This window comes from Campylobacter concisus (genome assembly GCF_902460845.1).
Taxonomy (GTDB): domain Bacteria; phylum Campylobacterota; class Campylobacteria; order Campylobacterales; family Campylobacteraceae; genus Campylobacter_A; species Campylobacter_A concisus_X.
Genome location: NZ_CABPVS010000005.1, coordinates 160,408 through 166,078, shown reverse-complemented (window position 1 = coordinate 166,078; position 5,671 = coordinate 160,408). Strand labels below are relative to the sequence as shown.

6 protein-coding genes are annotated in these 5,671 nt (G+C 29.6%); all 6 read right to left on the bottom strand.

The window, feature by feature from the left end:
• A partial coding sequence (locus tag F3H00_RS07795; protein WP_149703809.1) for a transformation system protein occupies positions 1 to 856 on the bottom strand: 856 nt, incomplete at its 3' end.
• Positions 849 to 1,676, bottom strand: a complete 828-nt coding sequence (locus F3H00_RS07790; RefSeq protein WP_149703800.1) for an ATP-binding protein — start codon at positions 1,674 to 1,676, stop codon at positions 849 to 851. The genes F3H00_RS07790 and F3H00_RS07795, both read right to left, overlap by 8 nt.
• On the bottom strand, positions 1,669 to 3,189 hold the full coding sequence (mshL, locus tag F3H00_RS07785) for a pilus (MSHA type) biogenesis protein MshL (protein WP_148798596.1): 1,521 nt from the start codon (positions 3,187 to 3,189) through the stop codon (positions 1,669 to 1,671). The genes F3H00_RS07790 and mshL overlap by 8 nt, the downstream gene beginning before the upstream one ends.
• Positions 3,167 to 3,580, bottom strand: coding sequence for a hypothetical protein (locus F3H00_RS07780; RefSeq protein WP_148798597.1), 414 nt, complete (start codon positions 3,578 to 3,580; stop codon positions 3,167 to 3,169). The genes mshL and F3H00_RS07780 overlap by 23 nt, the downstream gene beginning before the upstream one ends.
• Positions 3,580 to 4,227, bottom strand: coding sequence for a hypothetical protein (locus tag F3H00_RS07775; protein ID WP_054196619.1), 648 nt, complete (start codon positions 4,225 to 4,227; stop codon positions 3,580 to 3,582). Before F3H00_RS07775 ends, F3H00_RS07780 begins: the two co-directional genes overlap by 1 nt.
• The coding region (locus tag F3H00_RS07770; RefSeq protein WP_188115658.1) for a C4-dicarboxylate ABC transporter at positions 4,224 to 5,671 on the bottom strand (1,448 nt) is incomplete at its 5' end. The genes F3H00_RS07770 and F3H00_RS07775, both read right to left, overlap by 4 nt.

The following is a 5,671-nucleotide window of genomic DNA, read 5'->3' as shown; positions in this document are numbered from 1 at the left end:
TATTTATTAGCTCATTTATCTCGGGCTTATTTTTATTTTTATTATATTCTTCTAATGCACGCAATGCGTCATCTTTTTGTTTTAGCATATATTTTGCCTTAGCAAACATGACCCAAGACTCCTCAATGCTACTATCTAAATTATTCGCCGATAGTGCCCATTTTATAGTGTCGATATATCTTTTATCTTGATAGCATTTTCTTGCTATTTTAAGGGCGATTTCTGGATTTTTGCTTTTATTAAAATTTTCTTTTAGCATAGATATTTCATTGTTTTCGCTTGAAATTTGAATATCAATTTTTGGCTTTGTCTTTGGTTCTAATTCTATTATCTCTTCATTTGGTAGAGGCTGTTCATTTTGTATATTTTCATTTTCAGTTGGTAAATTTAGTTTTAGCCAACCGCCACCACTTCTTTGTTTTTTATCTGATGCCTGCTCTTTATTATCTTCATTTAGCTTTATGGATTGTTCTAGCTTTTTGGCTATTTTCTCAGCGAGCTCATCTTGTTTTTTATCTGATTCAAACCTCTCTTTTGCCTGCTCACTTTTTTGTTTACCATCTTCTAAAATATTTTTGCTGACATTAGTTTCAGCAAAGGTTATGTTTTTTTCTTTTATATCTGTTTGTATTGTCAAATTTTTCTCAACTAAAGCTGGAGTATTGGTTGTCTCTTTTTTGTTTTTGGTATTTGAGAAAAATAAAAAAGTACCAAAGATAAAAGCAATTAGCAAGGTTGTAATTATTAAAAGACCTAGCTTTTTATGTGATAACAATTTTAAAAGACTATTTTTATTCTTTTTTTCGTACTCTTCATAGAGCTTTTCTAGCCTTTGAATTTCTTGTAATTCAAGCATGAATTATTCCTGTATCAAGTGCAGACATTGTCAAAATTTTAATATTTGCATCCTCGCTACTTAATTTTGATGGCTGATTTTGTTCGTAATATTCACAAATTTCATAAAATTTATACATAATTTTATTTAGTGTGCGTAGATTTCCGCAACAAAGCTCATAGGCCTTGTCATAGTCTTTTTTCTGAAAATTTAGGTATTTATCGTAGCCCTTTTGTCCTATTTTTCTTTGCAAATAAACTATGATTTCATTCGTGTTAGCACTTCCGAGCTCTATACTTTCCCAAATTCTAGTTTGAAAATAGTCCTTTGCTAACACATCTTCATTTTCAGTGTTATGAATCGTAAATAGAAATTTAAATAATCTTGTATCGGCCATTAGCCTTATTTTTTCGATCAATTCAGTAGGATAAAGTTGTGCTTCATCCAAGATGACAACTATTTGGTTTTGTAAAATTTCATCTTTATTTTTAAATTCTTTTGAGTAGTGTGCAACAAAACTTTCAAAATTATTTATATTATCAAGCTTATTTCCGTATATATCTTCACAAAGAGCTTCTATAAATGTAGCCTCGCTAAAAAAAGGATGTGGGAAAAAAATTAATTTTTTATCCTTTTGAAGATCAGAGGCTATCTTGTTTAGCAAAAAGGTCTTTCCACTACCAGGCTTGCCATAAAAAAGTATAAGTTTTAATGGCTTTTTTAGAGCTGAGACGATCTTATTGTAACAAGTGATCGAGTTATCTAGATTAACAAAATCAGCTACTTCGTCTTCGTTGATAAAGATATCTTTTATATCCGTATAAATATTCTTGTTATTCATAGATCGTTTTAGAAAAACCTAAGTCTTTTAATGATTGATTAAGTGGCTTTTTTTTGTCAAAATCAACTACATGAGGAGTGATGACAAAGATAAGCTCTGTTGTTTTTATATTGTCTCTTGTACTTTTAAAGACGCCACCTATAAGTGGGATATCAGAAAGAAGAGGTACAGAAGTATTATTTTTACCCTTTGTCTGACCTATTAATCCACCAAGAATAATAGTATCACCGCTATCAACTTGAACAACAGTTGAAAGCTTCTTTTGTACCGTATCTGGAGCAATCTCTCTTAACGCATTTTGTCTTGTGTCGTCTTCTGCGTATTTAAAGTTACTAAGTGATGGATTGATTCTAAGCATGATTTTATTATTATCAGAAACTTCTGGTAATAAATTTAATAATATACCTATAAAAACAGAGTATTGTTTATAAGTAGTTGTTAGCCTATCACTATTGCTGTTTCCATTGTCAGTTTTTTGTTGAACACGGTAGTTTATATTATCACCAACTGAGATTAGCGCTTGCTGATTATTAAGTGTTGTTACTTTTGGACTTGATATAACCTTTGTCTTTCCATTTGTTTCAAGAAAATTTATCATTCCATCAAGGCTAAAATTTAAATTAGCTGCGATATTTAATGTACGTCCAAATCCATCACTTAGGCTATTGCCTTTATTTGTCCAAGTAGCACTTGAGCTAGGATTATTTCTTGAATTACCAATGTATGTATTAAACCCAAGTTCAAATTTACTCCAGTCAACGCCTTGTTTGTATTCATTATTTAACTCAACTGAAATAATAGAAACATCAATAATTACTTGTTTTTTTAGTCTTTTTTGCATTTCATCTATATATTTTTCGACTCGCTTAAGTTGAGAAGGGGTGGCTGTAACAGTGATAAGACCTGCATTTTGATTTATGATAGGATCAGGTGCTGTGATATGTTCGCTACTATTATTTAAAATAGCTTTAAGCTCAGCATCTAGTTTTTCCCAAAAGTCAAACCTTTCGGTAGTTTTTATAAGGTTGCTTGAGCCTTGAGAACTATCATCTTGGGAATTATCACTACTACTTGAACCACTAGAAATTTCAGATGGAGTGGCATCCACTGAAGCTTGGGTGACAGCAGTTCCTTCTCTAATAGAAGTTATATAATCTAGTTTAAAAATTTGAGTTTTTAAAGATGAAATTTTTAATACATTATTTGAAAACTCGTAGCTTAAATTTTTCTCACTTAAAAGTAGGTCAAAAACTTCAATAAGACTCATATTTCTGATATTAACGCCAAAAACTTTATCTTTTAGCTCCGTTTTGCTATAAGTATCCTTTGCAACAATACTAAAGTTACACATCTCTGAAAGCTGATTTAACACATCTACTAGCGCAACGTCATCTGAAATTTTCATATTAAAATTCTTGCTTAAACAACTACTCTCATTAGCACTAGCATAATTCATATTCAAGCAAATAAGTGCACCTATTATTAATATTTTATTTAATTTTAATCTCAACATTTTTACTTCCATTTTTTAGAATTAGCTCTTGTTTCTCATCGCCTTTTACTAAAAAAACACTATTTTTAGTAATGTTGGTTATTTTGTAACCATCAACAATATCACCGACAGCATACCACTTGGAATCAATATTTGCTTTGTTTAATAAAATTGCTTTTAAACTAAGCCCTTTTGAAGCCTGAGTGATAATTGATAAATTTTGATCTGTTACCGTCTTGATAGGTTCTTGTTTAAAAGGATTTTTTATACTAGAAAGCTCAATATCGCTAAGACCGCTTCTTTTTTCCTTTATTTTTTCAAAAATTTTATCATAAGAGTCCATTTCCTCTTGAAGCTGATTAGCAAAAGCAATATTTAAAAATAAAAAAGCCAATAAAATTTTTACTTTCATTAGTATTTCATCCCCCAAACAGATATTGAGATCTTAGCGCCAAGCTCTTTTTGGGTAGAATTTACATCCATTTTATGAAGATCCACTACTAGCTTTGATTCTTCAAGACCATTTATATATGAAAGCATATCTTTAAATCCTCCCAAAAATGTTAAGTCAATATTTAAAATTTGCTCAATCTTTTGGAAATTTGGCTCTTTTATATCACTTTTTAACTCTAAAATTTTTATATTATTTTGCTTTGCTAAAGATACGATGTTGTCTAAAAAATTTGCCCAATTTTGATCGTTAAATAATAAAAACGATAGTTCTTTTAGCTTTGAGTCAAAATGGGCATTAAATTTTAAAACGCTAGAATATTTGCCTTTAAGCGTTTCAAGTATTTTGGTCTCTTCATTTATTTTAAAATTTTTATCCCCACTAGGTGAGCTAGTCGATCTTAAATAATCTCTTGTTCTTGAAAGATCATTGCTAATTTTAGTATGCGTATTAAGTCTTTCATCATAAAAATCTTGCGACGGATCAAAGCAAAGCATATAAACAATATAAATAATAATTAAAGCTGAACCCAAAAAAATTATATTTGTTTCGCTTTGCTTTTTTGCATCAAAATACTTATCTATTTTACTTAAAACATCTTGTCTCATTGTCTAATCTCTATACTTATATTGCTTTCATACGCGTTGTTTTGCCTATCTTCTATAATTTTTTTTGTATTTACTGAATATTTAGGCATCTTGCTAATATCTTTTATTAGCTGCGTAATCCTTTTTTCATTATCACTAACAACTGTTACTGTTAAATTTTTATCGTTGTTTTTAATATTTGTTATAAAAATGCTATTGTTATTTATCATATCGGTAATTTCAAAAAGATTTAAACCTTTCATTACGTAATGATCTTTTTTATTTTCAATTTCTTGAAGTAATCCTTTTCTAAAATTTAACTTCTCTTCCTCTTTGTCAGTCAATCCTTTTATATCATTTTGCTCTTTTTTTAGTCTTTCAAGAGTACTTCTTATTTGTGCTGCTTGTGCATTAAGTACATCAAGCTCATCGCTCAGCCTTTGCGAATCTGTTTCTAAAATACTGCCAGCTATATAATTATAAAGTGGATAGGACATGCTTAGGCAAAAAGCAGCAGCACATGTCAGTATAAATTTACCACTTTTTCTTTTTGTGAACGGATCAGGCCTAAGCAAATTTGAGAAGTTAAAATCGGCATTAAAGGCCTCTTTTTTATAAAAATTTGCATACAAAGCCATCATGTTATATCGTTCACTAATGGCTAAATTTTTAGAATTTATTACAGTGCTTGTATTTAATTTCGTAGCATTTGTGCCGAGCTTTGTATTGATAAATTTTTCAAAACGCTCTATTTTATAGTCGCAGTCAATATAGATATTTTTTATATTTATGCTGTAAATTCTATTAACAACATTTATCGTGTCATTTACGTAAAATATATAGTCCTCAAAAACAGTATTTAGATCGTAGCTAAAGCCTTCTTCATTGCTATCTAAAAGTCCTCTTGTCTTTAGAATGTCTAAAAAGCCTTCTAGGCTTACTCTTTCGCCGCTTTGCTCTATAAATTTATCTTTTAGATAATTTAGTGTGTATCTTAAACCTCTTGATGTAAGGTATTCTCCATTTACATAAATGCTTATAAATGCTTCATCGGCCCTAAATGTCAAAAAACAATCACTCTGAGTGCTAGGAAGTAAACCTTTTTTATATATAGCACTATATAAAAGTGGCTCTACAACGACATAATCTATAAAAGGTACTCTTTTAGAAATATTTTTAAAAATTTTATTTATCGTTTCATTTGTAGCAATAAAAACATTAAAAATTCTATCTTCTTTTTCAACATTGCTTTCAAAATAAACTATTTTATAGTCAATTGCAGGATCAAGAGAGAGCTCTTCGTAAATTTTTATTGAGATATTGTTCTCAATATCCTCATCATCTATTGTTCTTGAGATATTTATGGTAGCTGTTATTATATCTTTGTACTCGATATAAGATATAAAGAAGTCTCGCTTTAGAATATTCTTTGAAAGACTTAGCGTATCGACATTGCTATTAGAAA